The following is a 1,141-nucleotide window of genomic DNA, read 5'->3' as shown; positions in this document are numbered from 1 at the left end:
TAAAGCGAGTAAAAAGTCGACGATTTCCTTTTGAGAGATATATTTTTTGAAACATTTAGAATAGAAGTAGTGGGTAGAATGGATATCCTCTTGGGCTTTTAATAAGAGGCGCCAGTAATGTTTGAATTTGTTGTAGAACTCTTTGTTTTGGTTCATGAAACGAATACGAGTTTTATTAAGGGCGCGAGATAAAAGTTGAACAACATGAAACTTATCTAAAACAATCTTAGCGTTAGGAAAAACCTCTTTAATGAGTGTCATGTAAGGGGCGTACATATCAATAACAACGTGAGTCACCCCTTCACGGGCTTCTTTAGAAAAACGCATGAAATAAGGTTTTAAGGTGCTTAGGCGTCGGTCTTCAATGATATCAATCACTTTTCCATTTGAGGCATCGCAAAAGAGGAAGGACATCGCACCTTGGGCTGACTTGACGGACTTAAATTCATCGAAACAAAGCACCTGAGGAAGAGCGTTAAAATGAAGGGGTTGTTCCTCGTAAGACGTATGAATGATCCGATTAACGGTTGAATGGGAAACATTGAGTTCACGGGCAATATCTGATTCAGATTTTTTATGGCTAGCCTCTAGAAAAATGGCTTGTTTAAGGGGATTAGAAAGGTAACAATTAGATTCCACAAGAGAGGTTTTAAGCGTAAAGGTACTGTTACAATGACGGCATTTATAGCGTTGCTTTTTTAAATCTAGATAGGTATCAAAGCCAGAGAGTTTCATCATCTTAATACGAGAGGTTTTGAAGCCGTGTTTAATAATGTTTGAATCAAAAATATGGCCACACTGATAACAATGGGTAGGCTGAAAAGACAAGATTCCTGAGATAAGTTTTGAACGAACCCCGTTAATCATCACTTCTTTCATCCAATCTTCTGGAAAAGTGATTGTTTTATCTTTTAAATCAAGTAAAGTTGAGATACAATGAGTATGAGACATTATTCCAATCCTTTCGTGTTTTTTTGGTCAATTACATGGTATAGAATTTGGGACATAATGTCTCTTTTTTTTGTACTTATTTTTTACTTCAAATAAAAGAGGTGTGGGAGTCACCCACACCAAATATTATAGAACCCTTTTTTTTTTTTTTATACTTTATACCAAAATGTTGTAATTTGGTGGTTTTATT

General features: G+C 35.5%; 1 protein-coding gene. It reads right to left on the bottom strand.

The window, feature by feature from the left end:
* The coding region (locus tag NEH74_RS12870; RefSeq protein ID WP_262941448.1) for an ISL3 family transposase at positions 1-951 on the bottom strand (951 nt) is incomplete at its 3' end.
* Between the last annotated feature and the right edge of the window lie 190 nt (positions 952-1,141).

Origin of the sequence: Turicibacter sp. GALT-G1, from assembly GCF_025594995.1 — a bacterium.
Taxonomy (GTDB): domain Bacteria; phylum Bacillota_I; class Bacilli_A; order MOL361; family Turicibacteraceae; genus Turicibacter; species Turicibacter bilis.
The sequence above is the reverse complement of the archived record's forward strand: the minus strand, read 5'-3'. Positions and strand labels throughout refer to the sequence as shown.